This window comes from Streptomyces lasiicapitis (assembly GCF_014646335.1).
Classification (GTDB): domain Bacteria; phylum Actinomycetota; class Actinomycetes; order Streptomycetales; family Streptomycetaceae; genus Streptomyces; species Streptomyces lasiicapitis.
In genome coordinates this window covers 91,248-113,331 of the sequence record NZ_BMNG01000016.1, presented here as the reverse complement: position 1 = coordinate 113,331, position 22,084 = coordinate 91,248, and the positions used below count along the sequence as shown (strand labels likewise).

5 protein-coding genes are annotated in these 22,084 nt (G+C 72.7%); all 5 read left to right on the top strand.

Going from position 1 to position 22,084, the window contains the following annotated elements; all coding sequences use genetic code 11:
* Positions 1 to 39: 39 nt before the first annotated feature.
* The 5 genes from IEY91_RS32160 (at position 40) to IEY91_RS32140 (ending at position 22,034) form a co-directional block, all read left to right on the top strand.
* Positions 40 to 9,417: a non-ribosomal peptide synthetase gene (locus IEY91_RS32160; RefSeq protein WP_306309935.1), complete on the top strand. Its 9,378-nt coding sequence runs from the start codon at positions 40 to 42 to the stop codon at positions 9,415 to 9,417.
* A gap of 140 nt (positions 9,418 to 9,557) precedes the next feature.
* A complete protein-coding gene (locus IEY91_RS32155; protein WP_189176687.1) occupies positions 9,558 to 10,649 on the top strand; it encodes a TauD/TfdA family dioxygenase in 1,092 nt (363 codons plus the stop codon).
* Positions 10,646 to 13,900 carry a non-ribosomal peptide synthetase gene (locus IEY91_RS32150; RefSeq protein ID WP_189176686.1) on the top strand — a complete coding sequence of 1,085 codons (3,255 nt, stop codon included), beginning with the start codon at positions 10,646 to 10,648 and terminating at the stop codon, positions 13,898 to 13,900. The genes IEY91_RS32155 and IEY91_RS32150 overlap by 4 nt, the downstream gene beginning before the upstream one ends.
* On the top strand, positions 13,897 to 20,415 hold the full coding sequence (locus tag IEY91_RS32145) for a non-ribosomal peptide synthetase (protein WP_189176685.1): 6,519 nt from the start codon (positions 13,897 to 13,899) through the stop codon (positions 20,413 to 20,415). Before IEY91_RS32150 ends, IEY91_RS32145 begins: the two co-directional genes overlap by 4 nt.
* Positions 20,412 to 22,034 carry a cyclic peptide export ABC transporter gene (locus IEY91_RS32140; RefSeq protein ID WP_189176684.1) on the top strand — a complete coding sequence of 541 codons (1,623 nt, stop codon included), beginning with the start codon at positions 20,412 to 20,414 and terminating at the stop codon, positions 22,032 to 22,034. The genes IEY91_RS32145 and IEY91_RS32140 overlap by 4 nt, the downstream gene beginning before the upstream one ends.
* Positions 22,035 to 22,084 lie beyond the last annotated feature (50 nt).

Sequence of the window (22,084 nt, the reverse complement as noted above, 5' to 3'; positions counted from 1 at the left end):
GTCCAGGGCAGGCCGGGCAGGAGGACCGAGTGGTTCCGGATGCCGTGCGTCAAGGCGGCCCGGCAAGCATTTGCAAAATGTGGCTTGAAGTGTGACTGGGTCGTGTCTACTGTTGTGACTCATGTGACGAGGGCTGTCATATTTGTGACAACTTACGGGGAGGGCGTCGCAATGGGTGTCAGGCATGCCAGAAAGCACAACCGGGCAGAAAGATGGCCGGAAGAATGGCCGGAGGTACCGCTCTCCGTGGGCCAGGCCTCCCTGTTCTTCCTTCAGGAGCTGGCTCCCGAGTCGCCCGCGTACCACGTAGCCGGATGCGTGACGGTCACCGAGCGGCTCGACCCCGGGCGGCTGCGCCGCTCCTGGGATGCCGTCTGCGCCCGCCACCCGGTGCTCACCGGCATCGTCGCCGCGCGAGCCGCGGGGTATGTGCAGCGCTGGCACGCGGTCGAGGCCCCCTTCGCCGTGCGTGAGGTGCCGGGCGTCGAGGCCGAGGAGCTGCGGCTGCTCGCCGCCGGCGACTACGAGCGCCCCTTCGCCCTGGACCGCGAGGCGCCTGCCCGGCTCTTCGTCTACCAGGACACCGACGCCACCACCCTGCACCTCGTGCTGCACCATGTCGCCGGCGACATGAGCTCCCTCTTCATCACCCTCGAGGACCTGCTCACGGCCTACCGGTCAGAGGCGGAGGGGACCCCGGGCCTGCCCACCGAGCCCGACGACTCCTACGCGCGACACGTGGCCGCCGAGCGCGCCTTCCTGGAGGGCCCCCGGTCGGAGCCGATACGCGACTACTGGACGCAACAGCTCGACGGCTGCCGGTTCGCCCTCGACCTGCCCGGCATGACCGCGCCCCGCCCGGTCGCCGCCCCCGACGCCCCGGCCCACGTCCCGTTCCACCTCGACTCCCAAGTCGTCGCCGGAATAAGGGGGTTGGCCGAAACCACCCGCAGCACCACGGCCACCGTCCTGCTCGCCGCCTTCAACGTGCTGCTGCACAAGCTCACCGGCTGCGACGACATCGTCGTCGGCTTCCCCGTCGAGGGCCGCAAGAAGCCCTTCAAGCGGACCGTCGGACACTTCACCAACTCACTGCTGCTGCGCACACCGGTCACCGCCGGCGACACCTTCGCCGATGTCCTGGACGCCACCCGCACCGCGCACATCGGCGCCGCACGCCACCGGGCCCTGCCCACGCCCACGATCCTGGGGCGGCTCGCCCCGGGGTCGGAGCTGTCCGGGCAGTCGCTCTACCAAGTGAGCTTCCAGTTCGAGTCCGACCGGCTCTCCTACGGCACCAGGGCGATCCTCGGAGGCCTGGGAACCGTCCACTTCTCGGGCTACGACACCGAGCCGGTGCCGGTGCGCCAGCAGGTGGCCCAGTTCCCGCTGCGCCTGCAGGCGGGCGAGGTCGACGACGACGTGCACGGTGTACTGCACTTCGACCCGGCGCGGCTCGACGCGGACACCGTCGCCGGCTACGCCCGGCTCTTCGAGACGCTGGTGAGCGAGGGCGTCGCCGACCCGGCCGCGACCGTCTCCGGCCTCGGCGCCGACGCGAGCGCCGTCCTGCGCTGGTCGGGTGCCGGGGTGCCGGCTGCGGGTTCGGGGCGGCCGGTGTCGGAGGCCATCGTGGCCCACGCGCGGTCGGCGCCCGACGCCGTCGCCCTGGTGGATGCCGAGCGGACCCGGACATACGGGCAGTTGGAGAAAGCGTCGGCCGTAGTGGCCACGCGGTTGCGGGAGTTGGGCGTCGGCCCGGAATCGGTGGTGGGCCTCTGCCTGCCCCGCGGCGCGTCGACCGCCGTGGCGATGCTCGGCGTGCTGCGGGCCGGGGGAGCGTGGCTGGCGCTCGACCCCTCGTACCCGGAGGGACGCCTGCGGCTGATGGCCGCGGAGGCGGGCTGCGCCGTCGTCGTACACGCTGCCGCACAGCGGGAGTTGGTCGGCGGCGCGGTGCCCGCGGGCACGCCGGGTCTGGAGATCGACGGCCTCGACCTGACCGCGGACGTCGACCGGACGGGTCTGGACGCGGCACACCAGGACGACCTCGCCTACCTGGTCTTCACCTCCGGTTCCACGGGCCGCCCCAAAGGCGTGGCCGTGACCCACCGGACCCTGGCCCGCTCCACCGCCGCGCGTGCCACCTTCTACGGACCGCGCCCGCCGCGCTTCCTGCTGCTGTCCTCCTTCTCCTTCGACAGCTCCTACGCGGGTGTCTTCTGGACGCTCACACTCGGCGGCACGCTGGTGGTGCCCGACGCCGACCAGGTCAAGGACGCCGACGAACTGGCCGCCCTGGTCGAGCGGCACGAGCTGACGCACACCCTGACCGTGCCCTCCTTCTACCGTGCCCTCCTCAACCGGCCCGGCGGCCCCGGCCGTTCGCTGCGCACCGTCGTGGTCGCGGGCGAAGCCTGCCCCGCCGACCTGGTCGCCGAGCACCGTGCCGCGCTGCCGGAGTGCGCCCTGGTCAACGAGTACGGGCCGAGCGAGGCGACGGTCTGGGCCACCGGCCACTTCTGCGCGGACGGCACGCGCGGCACCGTGCCCATCGGCACGGCGATCGCCGGGACCACCGTGTATGTGCTGGACGGAGGCCTGCGGCCCGTCACCCCCGGCAGCCAGGGCGAGTTGTACGTCGGCGGCGCGGGAGTCGCGCGCGGATACGCCAACCGCGGCGGTCTCACCGCCGAGCGGTTCGTGCCGGATCCGTTCTCGCCGGTGCCCGGTGCGCGTCTGTACCGCACGGGCGACCTCGTACGCTTCGACGCCACCGGCGCCCTGGAGTTCTGCGGCCGCGTCGACGAGCAGGTCAAGATCCGCGGCTTCCGGGTGGAACTCGGTGAGATCGAGGCGGTGCTCCGGTCCGCCACTGATGTCACCGACGCCGTGGTGGCCGCCGTCGAGGCGCCGAACGGCCGCGAACTGCGCCTCGCCGCCTATGTGGTGGCCCGCGACGACGCGTCCCTGGACGTCGAACGCCTCCGGCAGTGGGCGGGGGAGCGGTTGCCCGCACACATGGTGCCCGCGGCGGTAACGGTGCTCGACGCGCTGCCCTTGTCGGTGAACGGCAAGGTGGACCGGCGCGCGCTACCGACGCCCCGCTGGGAGGCCGCCAACGAGGAGTTCGTCGCGCCGCGCACCGAGATGGAGAACCGCCTGGCCGAGGTGTGGCGCCAGGTCCTCGGCCTGGAGCGCATCGGCGTGCACGACGACTTCGTGGCGCTCGGCGGGGACTCCATTCTCTCGATCCAGGTGGTGGCCAAGGCCCGCAGGGCCGGAATCCGCATCACACCACGCCAGATGTTCGAGCATCCCACTCTCGCGGGCCTCGCCCCACAGGCCGAGATTCTCCTGCCCGGGGCCGACGTCGCGCAGGACACGGGCGACGCGGGCACCGCGCCGGATGCCCTCGGCATCGCCGGGCTGCCCGACGGACTGCTTGCCTCCTGGGAACGTGCCTATGGCCCCGTGCACGCCGTGTGGCCCATGTCCGCCCTCCAGCAGGGCATGCTGTACCACGCCCTGGCCGAGCCGCAGTCGGACGCCTACACCGAGCAGTTGGTGTGCACCCTGACCGGCGACCTCGACCCGCGGGCCTTCCTCGAAGCATGGCGCGGCGCCACGGCCCGGCACTCCGCCCTGCGCGCCCACTGCGCCTGGCAGGACGTGTCGAGCCCGCTGCTCGTCGTCCCCCGGGAAATCGACGTACCCACCGTGTACGAAGACTGGACGGCCGCCGACAGCGGCGGGGGAGCAGCGGAAGAGCGGCTGGAGGAGTTCCTGGCCGGTGACCGGAGCGCGGGGTTCGACCTGAGCGGCGGGCCACTGGTGCGTCTGGCGCTGCTTCGCACCGCCGCCGACCAGTGGACCTTCGTCTGGACCAACCACCACATCCTGATCGACGGCTGGTCGCTGCCGGTCGTCGCGGCCGATGCCTTCGCGCTGTACGCCGCGCTGCGCACCGGAGGCGAAGCGGACCTCGCGCCCGCTCCCGACTACGGAACCTTCGTGCGCTGGAACGAGCGCCGCGACCGCGCCGAGGACGAGGCCTTCTGGCGCAAGCAGCTCACCGGATTCGCCGCCCCGGCACTGCTCGCCCCGGCCCGTGTCCTGGGCGGCAGCCGTGCCGCCGATCCGCACGAGCCCACGCTGCGGCTGTCCGACGAGAGGTCCCACGCTCTCCGCGGGACGGCCCGCGAGCGAGGCGTGACCCTCGCCGGGCTCGTCCACGCCGCATGGGCCCTGGTGGTCGCCCGGCGTACCGGAGCGCGGGACCTGACGGTCGGCAGCGTACTGTCCGGACGGCCCGCCGAGATCGACGGCATTGAGAGCACGGTCGGCCTCTTCATCAACACCCTGCCGCTGCGGGTCCGCATCTCCGAGGAGATGCCCGCCAACGAGTGGCTCGGATCCGTGCACCAGGGACTGCAGGAACTCACCGACCATCAGCACGCCCCGCTGACCGAGGTCACGTCCTGGGCGGGCGTCCCGGCCGGTGCCCAGCTCTTCGACTCCATCGTCGTCGTCGAGAACTACCCCTTCGAGAGCATCGACACGGACGGCTTCACGCTGGCGGGCGTCCGCCTCCGGGAACGCACCACGTACCCGGTGAGCGTGCAGGTCATGCCGGGCGAAGTCCTGGAGCTGCGGCTGTGTGTCGACGCCTCGGTGTTCGACGCGGACGCCGCGCGGTGGCTGCTCGACGACCTCGACCGGGCTCTGGACGCGCTCACCGGCGACCCGGGGGCCACCCTGGGCGAGCTGGTCACCAGTGACACCGAGACCGTCCTTGCCTGGTCGGGTGCCCGGGTTCCGGCGGCGGACAGCGACCGGCCGATTCCCGCGGCGATCGTGGCCCACGCGCGGTCGGCGCCCGGCGACGTCGCCTTGGTCGACGCTGAACGCAGTTGGACGTACGGGCAGTTGGAGAGCGCCTCGGCCGTGGTGGCCGCACGGCTGCGGGAGCTGGGTGTGGGCCCGGATTCCGTGGTGGGCCTCTGCCTGCCGCGCGGCACCCTGATGGCGGCAGCCATGCTCGGCGTCCTGCGGGCCGGTGGTGCCTGGCTGGCACTGGACCCCTCGTATCCGGCCGAACGACTGCGGCTGATGACGGACGAGGCGGGCTGCGCCGTCGTCGTACGCGGCGCGGCGCAGCGGGAGACGCTCGACGGTGTGCTGCCCGCCGGCACGCCGGTCCTGGAGGCCGACGGCCTCGACCTGACCGCGGACGTCGACCGGTCGGGTCTGGACGCGGCGAGCGAGGACGACCTGGCGTATCTGGTCTTCACCTCCGGATCCACCGGCCGGCCCAAGGGCGTGGGCGTGACACACGGTCAGCTGGCCGCGCACCTCGCGCAGGCGAGCAGCACCTTCGAGCTCACCGCGCGCGACCGGGTCCTGGTCTTCGGCTCCTTCTCCTTCGACGTCAGCACCGAGCAACTGTTTGCTCCACTGACCTTGGGCGGCGCGGCCGTGATCCGGCCCGACGGACTGCTCAGCAGCGAAGAGCTGATCGCCTTCCTCGCGGGCAACCAGGTCACCGTCTTCAACCCGCCGACCGGACTGTGGCGGCAGATGGCCACCACCCTCGCCGATGGCACCGCCGTACCCGCCGAACTGGACATCCGCCTCACCATCGTCGGAGGCGACGCCATGCCCGCCGACGAGACCGGCATCTGGCGGCGCACGGTGGGCGGACGCGTCCTCAACGCCTACGGACCCACCGAGACCGTGATCACCGCCACCGTCCACGACGTCACCGCCGACGGGACGGCGCAGGCCGGCACTGTGCCGCTGGGGCGGCCGCTGCCCGGTCGCACCGTGTTCGTGCTGGACGGGGCGCTGCGGCCGGTGGCCGCGGGCGGCGTGGGCGAGCTGTACCTGGGCGGTGCCGGCGTGGCGCGCGGATATGTGGGGCGGGGAGGGCTGACCGCCGAGCGGTTCGTGCCGGATCCGTTCTCGCCGGTGCCCGGTGCGCGTCTGTACCGCACAGGAGATCTCGTACGTTTCGACGCCACCGGCGTCCTGGAGTTCTGTGGCCGCGTCGACGAGCAGGTCAAGATCCGCGGCTTCCGCGTGGAGTTGGGCGAGATCGAGGCGGTGATCCGGGGTGCGGTCGGCGTTGCCGACGCCGCTGTGGCCGCCGTGGTGCCGCCCGGCAGTGGCGAGCCCCGGCTGGTGGCGTACGTCGTCGCGCGTGCCGGAGCCGTCTGCGAGCCGGAGGCCGTCCGGACGTGGGTGGGAGAGCACCTGCCCGCGCACATGGTGCCCGCCGCGATCGTGGTCCTCGACGAGCTGCCCCTGTCGGCCAACGGCAAGGTGGACCGCCGTGTACTGCCCGCGCCCAGTTGGGAGGGGGCCGACGAGGGGTTCGTCGCACCCCGCACCGAGGTGGAGCGCCGCCTCGCCGAGGTGTGGTGCCAGGTCCTTGGCCTGGAGCGGGTCGGTGTGCACGACGACTATCTGGCTCTTGGCGGGGACTCCATCCTGTCGATCCAGGTGGTGGCCAAGGCCCGCAGGCTCGGCATCCGCATCACTCCTGGGCAGATGTTCGAGCACCCCACCATCGCCCACCTCGCCCAGCACGTCATCACCGGTGCGGTGGCGGGCACTCGTCCGCAGGACGGCGGCACCGATGAACTCAGCCCGATCCAGCAGTGGTTCCACGAACTGGACCTGACCGCGCCCACGCACTGGAACATGGGCCTGCTCCTGGGCCTGCGGACCCAGGTCGCCATCGGCGATCTGACCGCGGCGCTGAACGCGGTGGCCGGCGCCCACGAGGCACTGCGCACCCGCTTCGTGGACAGTGGCGAAGACGGGCCGCGGGCCGTGGTCGACGCGACGGTCGACGTCACCGTGGAGTACCGCGACTTGTCCGACGTCCCCCAGGATCAGGTCGAGCAGCGGTTGCGGGAGCTGGCCGACGAGCTGAACCGCGGGATCGACCACGCCAACGGTCCGCTCCTGCGGGCGCTCCTGGCCGATGTGGGCCCCCAGGCACCGCAGCGGCTGGTGCTCACCGCCCACCACCTGGTCATGGACGCGGTGTCCTGGCGCATCGTCCTGGAGGACCTGGAGCTCGCCCTCGCCGCCGCACGCGAAGGCCTGTCCCCCGACCTCCAGGCCGAGGGCACCACACACCGGCAGTGGACCGCCGAACTGCGCCGGAGGGCCCTGGACCCGCAGATCCTCGACCGGGTCCGCACGGACCTCGACGAGCTCGCCGCACTCACCGCCGGTGCCGCGCCCGCACCGGCCACCCCCGGAACCGAGGGCACCGCACGCCGGGCCCGCCGGGAGCTGACCACCGAGCAGACCGAGCGGCTGCAACACGCCCTCGTGCACCGCCTCGGCGGCACCCTCGAGGAAGGACTGATCACCGCGGCGGCCCGCGCCCAGGCCCGGATCGCCGACCTTGCCACCGTCGTCGTGGAACTGGAGGGCCACGGTCGCGAGGACCTGGACCCGGACATCGACCTGTCGCGCACGGTCGGCTGGTTCACCACACTCGCTCCCTTCCCGGTGGCCACCGGGGACGACAGCCAGCTCGGCACCCTGTGGGACGTCCGCGCCCGGCTGCGGGAGCTGGTGCACCGCGGCATCGACCACGGCGTGGTCCGGCACCTGACCCGTGACGAGGAACTGACCCGACGACTCGATGAACTGCCCTCGCCCCACCTCAACTTCAACTACCTGGGCCGGGTCAGCGGCAGCTCCGATCCCGACACCGTGCTCGAACTCCTCGTGCCCGGCTTCGGCCAGGTACGTGACCCGCACGGAACGCGCCCTGCCGCGATCGTGGTGGAGAGCCTCGTCAGCGACGGCCGCCTCGCCGTGGAAGTGGAGCACACCGGCCAAGCCGCCGCCGACGAACTCGTGGACGCGCTGCTCGGCGAGTTGAGCTCGCTCACCGACGAGACGGACGTACCCGCTCTCACCGCCGGGTTGCGGCACGGCACCGCCCCCGTTGCCGCCGTGCGCGACTGGGCCAAGCGCTGGAGCGATCTCACGGCGGTGTGGCAGCTCACCCCGACGCAGGAAGGCATGCTCTTCCGCAGCCTGGCCGAGGACGGCGCGGCGGGCAGCGGCGTCTACGTGGAGCAGCTCGTCTGCGAACTCGAAGGAGACCTGGACCAGGAGGCGTTCGCGCGGGCCTGGCAGGCGGCCGTCGACCGGCACGCCGTCCTGCGTGGCGTGTGCGTATGGCAGGACGTGCCGCGCCCGCTGTTCGTGGTGCCCGCACGGCGTGAACTCCCGGTCGCGTTCCTGGACTTCACGGACGGCTCCGTGGGTTCCCCATCGGCGCGGCTCGACACCTTTGTGCAGCAGGATCGGCGCACCGGCTTCGACCTGCGCGAAGGACCGCTCGCGCGGCTCGCCGTGGCCCGACTGGCGGCCGAGCGCTGGGCCTTCGTCTGGACGAACCACCATGTACTGTTCGACGGCTGGTCGTTGCCCATCCTGCTGGGCGAGGTCCTGGACCACTACGCCGCGAGCCGTCGTGGCGAGTCCGTGAGGCCCGCGCCCGCGGCGGACTTCGGGGCTTTCACCCGGTGGATCGCACGACGGGATCCTGAGGCCTCCCGGGAGTTCTGGACGCGAAGCCTGGCCGGATTCACCCCGGCCGCGCTCGCGCCGCCGGCGGGCGGGTCCGCGGTCCACCGGGACCACGAGGTGAGACTGCCGGCAGCGGACACCGCACGGCTGCGGGAGACCGCCGGTCGCCTCGGCGTCACGCTCGGCGGCATGGTCCACGCGGCGTGGGCGCTCACCCTCGCGGCAGAGACCGGCACGGACGACGTGGTGTTCGGCAGCGTGGGCTCCGGACGGCCCGCGGATCTGGAGGACGTCGACCACACGGTCGGCATGTTCATCAACACCGTTCCGCTGCGTACCCGCCTTCCCGACGTCCTCTCGGTCGGGACCTGGGCAAGGGATGTGCAGCAGGCCCTGCATCAGGCCCACGAACACATTCACACGCCCCTCGCCCGGATCGCCGTGTGGAACGGGCGGACCAGCTCTTCCGGTCTCTTCGACACCTCGGTGATCGTGGCCAACTTCCCCTTCGCCGACCTGGGCACGGGCTTGCCGGGCCTGTCCGTGGTACGTGCCGAGGCGCGCGAGCAGACCGAACTTCCCCTCACCGTCTCGGCCGCCCCGGAGGGCGACCAACTCGTCATCGCACTCAACCACGACACCGCTCGCGTCCCGACCGGCCGGGCCGCCGCCCTCGCCGACCGGCTCTGTCTCGCTCTGAGGGCGCTCGCCGACGACACCGCGACCGTCGGCGAAGTCCGCGCCGGACTCCGGGAGCGGACGCGGGACGAGCGTGTCGCGGGACGCGCCCGCCGTGCCGCGCGCCTGGGCCCGTCCGCCCGGACGGCCGAACCCGTCCGCACGGGCGGGTAGGCCCCGGGCACCTCGTACTGACTCCTCCCACCCACGCTTCGCGCCGCCTCGGGGCTCGCCGCCTCGACATCGCCGGTCCGACCTCACCTGCCCGGTGACGCACGAGTCCCGCGGGCCCTCGACACCTTTCGGAGAAGCACATGTCCCTTCGTACGTCCCGCATGCCTCAAGAGCCGCTCAGGCGCCGGTCTCTGACGGATGCCTCAGTCGTCGCCTTCGGCCCGCTGGAGCCCGTGGCGCTGCCCGTGCTCGCCGTGCCGCAGCGGCCAGGTGTTCCGCTGACCATGTGGGTCCGGGCCAACGCGGAGCTCGTGCGCGAGCGGCTGCACCAGCACGGTGCGGTGCTCTTCAGGGGTTTCGAGGAGGGCGCCGACGCCCTGCGCCCGGTCGTGGAGGCTGTCGGCGGCGACGGCGCCCTGGCCTACCAGGACGGCGCCACGCCACGCAGCGAGCTGGGCGAGGGCATCTACTCCTCGACCGAGTACCCCGCGGACCAGACCATCGAGATGCACAACGAGGCGTGCTACAGCTGGAGTTGGCCGCGCGTCCTGGGCTTCGCCTGCGCGCTGCCCTCGGAGACCGGCGGCCAGACCCCGCTGGCCGACTCCCGCAAGGTGCTGCGGCGCCTGCCCGCCGATCTGGTCGCCCGCCTCGAGCGGCAGGGGGTGCGCTACGTACGCAACTACACGCCAGGTGTCGGCATCCCCTGGCAGGAGGCGTTGGGCTGCGACGAGAGCGGTCTTGACGCCTACGCCGAACAGACGCGGGTGCGGGTGGAGCGCGTCGCCGACGACCACCTGCGCACCGAGGCCCTGCGGCCCGCCGTCGCCCGGCACCCGGACACCGGCGAGTGGGTGTGGTTCAACCAGGCCACCAGCTTCCACTTGAGCACCATCGGGGATGAGCTGGCCGCCGAGCTGCTCGGCCAGGTCGGCTCCGAACGGGTGCCGAAGACCAGCCGGGCCGGCGACGGCAGTGAGTTCAGCCGCGCCGAACTGGACGCCATCCGGGCCGCGTTCGCGGCCGAGTCCACGGCGTTCGACTGGCAGCTCGGCGACGTACTGGTCGTCGACAACCTGCTGGCCTCGCACGGCCGCGCGCCCTTCACCGGAAAACGGCAGATCCGGGTGGCGATGGCGGCCGCGGCGAATTGGGAGGACGTGGAGGCGCGTCCCGCGCTCGACGGCGCCCAGGCCGGCACCACCACGCATATCAAGGGGGAAAGACGATGAACACGGCCACCTCCACAGCGGCCACCTCCACAGCGGCCGCATCCGCCGCGGAGACCTTCCGCGCGGGACCTCACCAACACGACGCCACCCAGGACGACACGGTGACGGCGCTCGTGCTCGAAGCTCCCGCCGCGGTGTCCGAGGCACGGCTCGCCGAGGCGATCGAGACGGTCACCCGGCGGTACGAGGTGCTGCGCTCCGCGCTCGTGGCCTCTCCGGTGGGCGGGCCGCCCACGCAGCGCGTCTACGCCGGACCCGAGGCTCTCGAGGGCGAAGCGCGGCCCTGGAGCGCTGCCCCGGCCGTCGGCGGCCGCGTCGAACTCACCGCGTCGGCCCATGTCCTGGACGCCGAAGGGCTGCTGTTGCTCGCAGGCGAGCTGGCACGCGAACTGACACCCGAGCCGGAAGGCGGTGCGGGCGATCCGGGCAGCGGACCCGGTGAGGACGGGCCCCTCCAATACGCCGACATCGCCGAGTGGCTGCACGACGTGCTCACCGACCCGGAGGCGGCTGCCGCCCGCGCGAGCCAGGAGTCGGCGCACGCCGGCTTCGACGAGGCGGGCGAGACGGTGGCGCGGCTGCGGTCGCTCTCGCCCGGGCAGTCGGCGGCGGACACCGAGGTCACCGGCACCGTCGAGGCCCCCTCCGGGGGTGCGTCGGAGGTGGTGCGCACGGTCAAGCTTGCCGGTCAGTACTCCGGTGAGGAGACCGAAGCCCTCTTCCTCGCCGCCTGGCTGGTGGTCCTGCACCGGTTTGGTGGCGCGCAGGCGCTCGCCGTGCGGGTGCGCACCGGGCTGCGCGAAGTGCCCCAGCTCGAGTCGGCCCTGGGGCCGCTGAGCGTCTGGCCCGCGCTCCGGCACGGGTTCGACGCGGGGCAGACACTCGCGGACGTGGTGTCCGTGGTGCGGGCGGCGCGGGCCGCGCAGCGCGAGAACGTCGAGTTGATCAGCGACCTGTCCGCGGTGAACGGACCGCTCGGCTTCTCGTACACGCGGCTGCCGGAGCAGGTGGACGGCTGGTCCGTCGTGTCGCTCTCGGCACGGGGCACCGGCCCCGGACTCCGCCTCGACACGGTGTGCCGCGGTGACTCGGCCGAGCTGCGTCTCGACGGAGCCCAGGCCGCCGGGCTCGGCGCGGACGTGGCGGGCCGGCTTCTGGACGCCCTCGTCGCGGTCCTGGAACAGGGGATGCGGGAGCCCTGGACGCGGGTCGTCCGGGCAGCTCTGGGTGCCCCCGCCGTGCCCCTGGCCGCTGCCGCGACGCCCACGGCCGTCGGCTGGCGGGACGCCACCCTGCCCGACCTGGTCGTCCGAGCCGCTGCGCGTGCGCCGGAAGCCACTGCCGTGCGCTGTGGCAGCCGGACGCTGACGTACAGCCGGCTCCTGCACAGAGCCGACCATGTGGCGGCACGGCTGAACGTGAGCCCTGAGGGCGTCGTCGCGGTTCTGGTGCCGGACCCGGTGACCCGCCTGGTGGCTCAGCTTGCCGTGCTGCGCGCCGGGGGCGCCTACTTGGTGATCGACCCGGACGACCCCGCGGACCGGATGTCCGCTCTCCTCGCCGACGCGTCCGCCGATGTGTGCCTGGTGACGGCCGATACGGAGCCGTTGCTGAGCGACAGCGGCCACACCCTGGTTCACGTCGGGCAGGAGGACGCCGGGGCCGGTGAGACGGCGGACGCGACAACGCCCCTGCGCGGCACGCCCGTTGACCCCGACCAGCTTGCCTACTTGCTGTTCACCTCTGGCTCCACCGGACGGCCCAAGCCCGTCGCGGTCACCCACCGCAACGTGGTCAACTACCTCGGCTGGCTCGCCGACACCGGCCTGATCGGGCCGGACACGGTGCTGCCGGCGACCGCGGCGCCGGTCTTCGACGCCTCCCTCAAGCAGCTGTGGGGGCCACTGGCGCTCGGCGGCACGGTGGTGCTGCCACCGGTCGGGGAGCAGCCCGCCGAGACGCTGGCGGCGGCACTCTCCGGTGTCGAAACCGGCATCGAGACCGGTGACGACCTCGCACCCCGGGCCGGTGTCACGACCGTCAACACGGTCCCTCGGCTGTGGGACGAGACGCTGCGGTCCCTGGAGGCCGCCGACGGTGCGAGCGGCCCGCGCGAGCGGACGCTGGATGTGCTGCTCGGTGGCGAGGCCCTCACCGCCGACCTGGTGGAGCGCACCCGTCGGCTCCTGCCGGGTGCACGGCTGTGGAACCTGTACGGGCCCTCCGAGACCACCGCCAACGCCAGCGCCGGGATCGTCACCGGCGGCGATCGGGTCAGCCTCGGCGGCCCCGTCGGCGGCACCACCCTCCACGTACTCGACGAGGCGATGGCACCCGTACCGCGCGGGGTGATCGGCGAGCTGTACATCGGCGGCGCCGGGGTCGCACGTGGGTACGCAGGCCGGAGCGGGACGACCGCCGAGCGGTTCCTGCCCGACCCGTTCTCCGGCGCGGCGGGCGCCCGCCTCTACCGCACCGGCGACCTCGTACGCCTTGGCGCCGACGGACAGCCGGAGTTCTGCGGCCGCGCCGACGGCCAGCTGAAGGTGCGCGGCTACCGCGTCGAGCCCGGTGAGATCGAGGCCGTCCTGCTGCGGCACCCCGCCGTGACCGCCGCGGTCGCCGACGCGCGCGACGACCGCCTGGTCGCCTGGGTGGTGCCGGGACCGGACGGGCCGCCCACCGTGGCACAGCTGCGTGCGCACTGCGCGACGGCCCTGCCCGCGTACCTGGTCCCGGCGGTCTTCGTCTCCCTGGACCGGATTCCGGCGACCGCCCAGGGCAAGACCGACCGGCGCGCGCTGCCGGACCCGGCGGACGGACACCTGGAGCAGGGCGGCGAGTTCACCGCCCCGCGCACCCCGGTGGAGATGGTCGTCGCGGAGATCTGGCGCACCGTCCTCGGCGTCACCCGGGTCGGGGCCCACGACAGCTTCTTCGCGCTCGGCGGCGACTCGATCCGCGCCATGCACACCGTGGCCCGCGTCCGCGAACTGATGGGCACCGAACTCCCCCTGCAGGAACTGCTCACCGCGCCCACTGTCGCGGACCAGGCGAACCTGCTGCTCGCGCACGACCAGGACGGCTCCGTCCGCGACTTCGCCGAGGTGTTCGCCGTCCTCGACGACGCGGCAGACGCAGACGACACGGACGACACGCCCGCTACGGCTGACGTGGCCGACCCGGCCGACGCATCCACCCCTCCCCCCATCGCCGGCTCCACCGACGACGCCCCCAAGGAACAGTCATGACCGATTCCGAACGTCTCGAACGGGCCCGGCGCGCCGTCGCCGCCCGCCGCCCCCAGCGGCAGTCCGACACCTCGCGTGTGGACCGACGGCAGGACCCCGCGCAAGTCGTCCTCTCGGAGAGCCAGCTCCAGCTCTGGACGGCACACGTCCTCGACCCCACCGGCAGCGCCTACACCGTCCCGGCCGCCCTGGACATCGAAGGGCCGCTGGACCCCGACGCGCTGACGCGGGCCTTCGACTGGCTGCTCGCCCGGCACGAAGGGCTGCGCCTGGTCACCGAGGACGTACGCGGCAAGGCGCACGCCAGACTGCTGCCCCGCCTTCCCCCGCTGCGCCGCGCCGACCTGAGCCGCCTTGACGGTCCCGCGGCGGAGCGGAGCCGGGACGAACTGACCGAGGCCGAGCTGCGCGCCCCCTTCGCCCTGGACAGCGGCGGACCGCTGGCACGCGGCCTGCTGATCGCTCTGGCACCCGACCGTCACCGACTCGTCGTCGCCTTCCACCACCTGGTCGTCGACGGCCTGTCCGTCAGCGTCCTGATCCAGGAACTGACCGCCGCCTACGAGGCGTTCCGTGCCGACGGCACTCCGCCGCCCCCGCCCGAGGGACCCTCGTACACCGACTACGCCTGGTGGGAGCGGAACAGCGAGAACGCCCCGTCGCGGCAGGCATCGCTGGACCACTGGCGGTCCGAACTGGAGTACGCGCCGCGCGGCCTGAGCCTGCCCTACGACCACCCGCGCCCGGACACCCACGGCCACCAGGGGCACCACCTGGTGCGCCACACCGGGCCCGCCCTGCGCGACCGCGTGGAGAAGTTCGCCGCCGGCTGCGGCGTGTCCGTCTTCGCCGTCCTGTACGGCACCTGGCGGGCGGCGCTGCACCGGGCCGCCCTTACCGACGACCTGGTGATCGGTGTGCCGGTGGCCAACCGGGTCCGTCCCGAACTGCGCCGCACCGTCGGACCGTTCATCAATACGCTGCCGCTGCGCAGCCGCCTGCAGGACGGCGCGACGCTGCGCGACCTGGCCCAGGAGTCGGCCGCGACCGTCGCCCGCTCCCTGGACCACCAGCACGTGCCCACCGCGGCGGTGGCGGCGACCGTCGGCGGCAGCACCGGATCACCGCTCTTCGGGTCGATGTTCACCTACCTCGGTGAGGACCGCTCCCAGATGCGCCTGGGCGACGCCGTCATGACGCCGCTGCCCGTCGAGACCGATGCCTCCAAGACCGACGTCACGCTCAGCGTGGTCAGCCGCGGCGACGACTTCGAGCTGATGCTGGAGTACGACACCGAGCTCCTGCGCGAGTCCACCGCGGCCGCCCTGCTCGGTTCCTACCTCCGACTGCTCACCGAGGGGCTCGCCACCCCGGACCGCGACGTGCGGCTGCTCAGCCTCGTCGAGTCCGGCACACCGTCCGGCCCGTCGGCGCAGCCCGTGGTCGAGCGCGCCCTGGACCAGGCGTTCCTGCGCTCGGCCGGCCTGCACCCCGAACGCACCGCCGTGAGCTGGCAGGGCGAGGACATCTCCTACGCGGAACTGGCCGCCCGCGTCGACACCCTGGCCCGGCACTTGGTGGCCGGCGGCGTGGTGCCCGGCGAGCGGGTGCCGCTGTACCTGGAACGCGGCCCCGCCCAGGTGGTGGCGATCCTCGCGGTCCTGCGGGCGGGCGCCGCCTACGTGCCGCTCGACCTGCGCAACCCCACGGACCGTATCCGGCACGTCCTGGACGACAGCGGTGGCCGTCTCGTGGTGTGCGGCGCGCACGGCATGGACGGGCTCGGCGAGGGCCTGCGGACGGTGTCCGTCGACGAGCAGGGCCGCCCGCTCGGCGACGTCGACACCGCGGGGACCGAGGAGCTGCCCGCCCGGCACACCGGCGACGTCGCCTACGTCATCTACACCTCGGGATCCACCGGCCGCCCCAAGGGCGTGGAGGTGGCCGACGCCCAGGTGCAGCGCCTCTTCACGGCGACCGCGCGGCACTTCGGCTTCGGGCCCGACGACGTGTGGACCTTCTTCCACTCGTACGCCTTCGACGTATCCGTCTGGGAGCTGTGGGGCGCGTTGCTGCACGGCGGCGAGCTGGCCCTGGTGCCGGACGACACCGCCAAGTCGCCGCAGGACCTGCTCGCCTTCGTGGAACAGCTCGGCGTCACCGTGTTCAGCCAGACACCGTCGGCCTTCAAGGGCGTGGTCGCCGCCGACACCGCCGAGGGCTCCACCCGCGAACTGGCCCTGCGCCACGTCGTCTTCGCCGGCGAGCGGCTCGACGTGAACACGTTGCGGCCCTGGATCGAGGCGCGCGGCGACCGGGCCCCGCTCCTTGTGAACATGTACGGCATCACCGAGACCACCGTGCACTCCACCTTCCGTGTCATCACCGCCGCGGACCTGGGCGACCGCACCGGCAGCCCCATCGGCGCACCGATCGACGACTTGTCGCTGTACGTGCTCGACGAGGGCCTGAACCCGGTGCCGGCCGGCCTGGTCGGCGAACTCCACGTCGGCGGCGCGGGCGTCACCCTCGGCTACAGCGGCCGCGGCGCGCTCACCGCCGAGCGGTTCGTGCCCGACCCGTTCTCCGGCACCCCGGGCGCCCGTCTGTACCGCAGCGGGGATCTGGCCCGCATTACTGAGGACGGCGAGTTCGAGTATTGGGGCCGCGCCGACGCCCAGGTGAAGATCCGGGGCTTCCGGATCGAACTGGGGGAGGTGGAGGTCGCCCTCGCCACCCACCCCGGCGTCGCGGCCGCGGTGGCCGACGTACGCGGCGAACAGCTCGTGGTGTGGCTGGTGCCCGCGGCGGGACGGGAACTTCCCGCGGTGCCCGAACTGCGCGAGCACGCCGCCGGACTGCTGCCCTCGTACATGGTGCCCGCGGTCTTCACCGCCCTGCGCGAGGTGCCGCTGACCGTCAACGGCAAGGCGGACCGGCGCGCGCTGCCCGACCCGGAGCGGGCGCGACTGGACGCCGGGGCCACGTACACCGCGCCCCGCACTCCTCTTGAGGAGATCGTCGCGGAGGTCTGGTCCGACGTCCTCGGCGTCGCGCGGGTCGGCGTGCACGACAACTTCTTCGCGCTGGGCGGCGACTCGATCCGCGCCGTGGAGATCACCGGCACGCTGCGCGCCCACCGTCACGAGACCCGTGTGCACGCGGTGTTCAAGCACCAGACCGTGGCCGAGTTCGCCGCCCACCTCGCGGAGAGCCGGGCCGAAACCCTGGACCGGGCCGAGCCCTTCGAGATGATCAGCGAGGACGACCGCGTCGCGCTGCCGCAGGACGCGGAGGACGCCTACCCGCTGACCGCCACCCAGGCGGGCATGCTGTATCACCTGCATCTGCACCCCGAAGCGGGCATCTACCACAACACCGTCAGCGTGCGGATGCGCGGCCGTCTCGACGCGGACCTGCTGCGCCAGGCCCTCGCCGACACCATGACCCGCCACTCCGTCCTGCGCACCAGCATCTCCATGGACGGCTACTCCGAGCCGCTGCAGATCGTGCACCGGGACGTGGCGCCGAGCCTGACCGTGCGGGACCTGTCCGGCCTGGACGCGGAAGCACAGCACGCCGAGATCGACGCCTTCGTCGCCCGCGAGCGCGTCGAGCACCTCGACCTGGAATCCGCTCCGCTGCAGCGGTTCGCCGTCCACATCCTCGGCGACGACGAGTTCCAGCTCACGGTCAGTGAGAACCACGCCATCCTCGACGGCTGGAGCTGGACCTCCACGGTGACGGAGATCCTCAGCCGCCAGGCCGCACTCCTGGACGGCGCCCCCGACTACGGCGAGCGCTGGCCCGAAATCCCGCTGCGCTACGCCGACTTCGTCAAGACGGAGCGGGCGGCCACCGAGGCGGCGGACACCGGCGAGGTGTGGCGGGAACGGCTCGCCGACGCCGAGCCCCGTTCCGTCGCCGACCTGCGCCCGGCGGGCCTGCCGCAGGTGCGCCGCGTCGAGGTCGACATCGACCCGGCCACCTCCCAGCGCCTTGCCCAGCTCGCCAAGGAGGAGGGCCTGCCGTTCAAGAGCCTCGCCGTGGGCGTGCACTTCAAGGTGCTCGCCGAGGCGCTCGCGGTGACCGATCCGGTCACCGGCATGGTGCTGCACGGCCGCCCGGACCTGCCCGGCGCCAAGGACCTGCGCGGCCTGTTCATCAACATGCTGCCGACCTCGGTGAGCGTGCCGGGTGGGAGCTGGCGCGAGTTGGCGCGGCGAACGTTCGACGAGGAGCGCACGCTCCTGGAACACCGGCACACCCCGCTGATCAACGTGCAGCAGGCCTTCGGCAACGACCCGCTGTTCGACGTGGGCGTGAACTTCGTGCGCTTCCACGCGCTCGACGAGGTCCTGGACGCCGGCATCGTCGAGCTCCTCGACCACCATCCGGCGTCCGCGGAGGACACCAACTACGCGGTGATGGCGACCTATTCGGTGCACCCGCCCGCCCACGAGCTGGGCCTGATCCTCGCCTACGACAGCGACCGGGTCTCCGACGAGCGGGCCGCCGACCTGGCCACGATGTACGCACAGGCGCTGCGCCAGTTCGCCGCCGACCCCGACGCCCCGCACGACGCGGGGAGCCTGCTGCCGTACGACGCCGAGACCGTGGCCCGCCGTGCCGACGGTGGTTCGCTCGACGTACCCGCCGGGACCCTGGACCAGGCCATCGCCGCTGTCGCGGCCGCCTGCCCCGACGCCGTCGCCGTGACGGGACCCGGCGGTGCGCTGAGCTACCGGGAGCTGACGGAGCGAGCCCGAGCCGTCGCCGGCGGTCTCGCAGCCGCCGGCGTGCGCCGCGGCGACCTGGTCGCCGTGGTCGCCCGGCGCGGTGTCGACCTCGTCACCGGCCTGCTCGGCGCGATGGCGGCGGGTGCCGCCTACGTGCCCGTCGACCCGGAGCTGCCGCTGGACCGCATCGCCCACCTGATTCGCGACTCGGGCTGCTGGAACGCGCTGACCGCGCACCTCACCGACGACGACGCCCCGGTGCTCGACCTCCTCGCCGAGGAGGACATCACCGTGTGCACCGTCGACGACGCGGCATCGGCCACCGGCGCGGTCCCCCAGCGGGCCAACGGCGACGACCTCGCGTACCTGATCTACACCTCCGGGTCCACCGGCACCCCCAAGGGCGTCGGCGTCAGCCACCACAACCTGCTCGCCTACCTGAAGGCCTCCGCCACCGTGGTGGAGCCGACGGCGCAGGACGTGGTCGCGGTCCGCTCCACCTTCACCTTCGACCTGTCGGTGTGGGAGCTGTTCGCGGGACTGGTGGCCGGCGCCCGCATCCACCTGGTGCCGGGAGACGTGGCGCCGGACGCGCAGCAGCTGCACGCCCACCTGCGCGACGAGGGCGTCACCATGCTCGCCACCACGCCGACGATCGCCCAGGAACTCGCCGCTGTGGACGGCACACCCGACACCGGCGGCGCGCCGCTGGGGCTGCGGGCCCTGCTCCTGGCCGGCGAGGAGGTGGTACCGGCCCGGTTCGCCGACTGGTTCGAGGGGCCCTCCGCGCGCGACTGCAAGGTCTTCAACTGGTACGGGCCGACCGAGGCCACCGTCCTGATGACCGTCTCGGAACTCACCGCCGAGGTCACGCGCAGGCAGCGCGCGCCCATCGGCGGCCCGGTGCCCGGCTCCACGATCTGGGTCCTGGACGAAGACCTGCAGCCGGTGCCGCCCGGCTCCGCCGGAGAGCTGTACATCGGCGGCGTGCAGGTGGCGCAGGGCTACTGGCGGCGGCCGGGACTTACCGGTGAGCGCTTCATACCGGACCCGTTCTCCGGAGTGCCGGGGGCGCGCCTCTACCGGACCGGCGACCGGGCCCGCCACCGGGCCGACGGCCAGCTGGAGTTCCTCGGCCGCTTCGACAACCAGATCAAGCTCCGCGGCCACCGCATCGAACTCGGCGAGGTCGAGTCCGTACTCCTGGAACACCCGCGCGTCAGCGACTGCACCGTCGTGGTGCACGGCGCCGGCGGGGCCTCGCCCCGCCTGGTCGCCTACGTGGTGCCCGACGGCGCAGGCCTGGACCGCAGCGAGCTGCGCACCCAGGCGGCCGGACGGCTCCCGCGGTACGCGCTGCCCGCCGCCATCCGCCTGGTCGAGCAGATTCCGCAGACCGCCAGCGGCAAGCTGGACCGACGCCGCCTGCCCGCCCCCACCGCCGACGACTTCCTGGGAACGGCGGGCAGCGCGCAGCCGGCCAGGGACGACGTCGAGCGGGAACTGCTCGTGCTCTGGCAGGAGCTGCTCGGTCTTGAGGGGCTCGGGATCCGCGACCACTTCTACGAGGCCGGTGGCCACTCGCTGCTCGCCACCAGGCTGCTGCTGCGTGTCCGACGGCAGTACGGGGTGCGACTGCGGGTGCAGCAGGCCATGGCGGACTTCACCGTCGCCGGTCTCGCCGAGCTGATCCGGGCGGCGCGGGACACGGCCGCACCGGACGCCACCGCGAAGAAGAAGCCGTCCGCCGGCGCGAAGAAGAAGGGACGACGATGAAGTTCGTCTCACTCCTCGCGACCCGGTCGCGGGGGACAGTGATCGCGGCACTGGTCGCGGGCCTGCTGTCCGGCGCGGCCACCGTGGTTCTGATCGCGGTGCTGCAACGGGTTCTTGAGCGACTCGACGACCCGGGCACCCGACTCCTTGCGGCCTTCATCGCGGCGGCGGTCACCGTCCTGCTCGCCGGGGCGGTGTCCTCCGTCCTGCTGATCCGTCTTGCCCAGCGCTCCATCCAGGGACTGCGGATGGAACTGTGCCGCCGGATCCTGGACAGCGGGATGCGGCGGATCGAAAGCATCGGGCCCGCCCGGCTGCAGTCCGCGCTCACCGACGACGTACAGGTGATCACCAGCGCGGTCAGCAGCGTGCCGCTGCTGTCCATGAACGGCGCGATCGTCGTCGGGGCGTTCGTCTACATCGGGATGCTCTCCCTCAAGATGCTCCTGGGCATGGTGGGCGTGTTCGCCGTCGGCCTGGTGCTCTATCAGCTCCCGGTGCGCCGGGCGGGCGCCCATCTGCGGCGGGCCCGTGAGCACCAGGACGCCATGCACGCGCACTTGGAGAGCGTCACCCGCGGTGCCAAGGAGCTGAAGCTGGACCGTGAGCGGCGTGACGCGGTCCTGGAGGGCGGGGTCGGTGCCACCGGCGAGCTGCTCGTACGGGACACCACCCGAGGTGTGTCCCTGTACACCATCGCCGGCTCCTGGGGACAGCTCCTCTTCCTCGCCACCATCGGCATCATGCTGTTCGCCGGGCCACACTTCGGCATCCCCGCCGACGACTTGACCGGCTTCACGCTCGCCGTCATCTACATCAACACGCCGCTGGTGACCGTGCTCAACCTGATCCCCGCGCTCGGCCGGGCCGGAACCGCGCTGCGTTCGCTCAACGCGCTCGACCTGGGTGACGAGAGCGGTCTGTCGGCCACCAAGCCGCAGGGCGGCGGGCGGAGCGACGGCGCGGCGCTGCGGCTGCACGGCGTGGAATTCCGCTACGACTCCGACACGGACGACAGCGGCTTCCAGGTTGGCCCGATCGACGCCGAGTTCGCACCGGGCACGATCACCTGCCTGATCGGCGGCAACGGCAGCGGCAAGACCACGCTGGCCAAGATGATCAGTGGGCTCTATCTGCCCGGCGGCGGCGAGATCAGCCTCAACGGCACGCCGGTGACCGGTGACCGGGTCGAGGAGCTGCGGCAGAGCGTCGCCGGGGTCTTCTCCGACGTTCACCTCTTCCGCACCCTGCCCGGCCGTCCGGACACCGACGACGAGGCCAACCGGCTCCTTGCCCAGCTCGCCATGGACAGCAAAGTCACCGTACGCGACGGGGAGTTCTCCACGATCTCCCTGTCCACCGGACAGCGCAAACGCCTTGCTCTGGTGTCGGCGCTGCTCTCCGAGCGGCCGGTCCTGCTGTTCGACGAGTGGGCCGCCGACCAGGACCCCGAGTTCCGGGAGTTCTTCTACACCGAGGTCCTGCCCGCGCTCCGCAAGCGCGGCAAGACCGTCATCGCCATCACCCACGACGACCGCTACTTCGGCATCGCCGACCAGATCCTCAAGCTCGAACGCGGCCGGGTCGCCGAACCGGCGGCCGAGCCCGCCGTGCTCTGAACGCTCCCCACACTCCACGCCCCGCACACGCCTGAAGGAGAAAGACACCC

Coding starts and splice junctions, on each gene's coding strand:
- IEY91_RS32160 (WP_306309935.1), top strand. CDS start 40: ATGCCGTGCGTCAAGGCGGCCCGGCAAGCATTTGCAAAATGTGGCTTG.
- IEY91_RS32155 (WP_189176687.1), top strand. CDS start 9,558: ATGTCCCTTCGTACGTCCCGCATGCCTCAAGAGCCGCTCAGGCGCCGG.
- IEY91_RS32150 (WP_189176686.1), top strand. CDS start 10,646: ATGAACACGGCCACCTCCACAGCGGCCACCTCCACAGCGGCCGCATCC.
- IEY91_RS32145 (WP_189176685.1), top strand. CDS start 13,897: ATGACCGATTCCGAACGTCTCGAACGGGCCCGGCGCGCCGTCGCCGCC.
- IEY91_RS32140 (WP_189176684.1), top strand. CDS start 20,412: ATGAAGTTCGTCTCACTCCTCGCGACCCGGTCGCGGGGGACAGTGATC.